A 234-nucleotide genomic window follows, 5' to 3' on the forward strand; every position below is an offset into this window, starting at 1 on the left:
ATTTCAGATATATCACGAAAACTCAATGCATATCTTAGATAGTAGCCAACGGCTACAGTGATAACATCCTTGTTAAATTGTTTATATCTGAAATAGTTCATACAGAAGACTCCTTTTTGTTAAAATTATATTATAAATTCAACTTTGCAACAGAACCTTAAAAACATATTGTTAGAGGCTCAATGACACAACTATTAATTTTATCACATCTATAATATAACAAAATAACAAAGA

The 234-nt window shown here is 26.9% G+C and carries 1 pseudogene; it reads right to left on the reverse strand.

What is annotated here, in order from left to right:
- Positions 1 to 101: pseudogene (locus FS742_RS27355) on the reverse strand (IS6 family transposase); the annotation flags it as partial.
- Positions 102 to 234 lie beyond the last annotated feature (133 nt).

The organism is Bacillus cereus (assembly GCF_007678085.1).
GTDB classification, from domain to species: domain Bacteria; phylum Bacillota; class Bacilli; order Bacillales; family Bacillaceae_G; genus Bacillus_A; species Bacillus_A cereus_BE.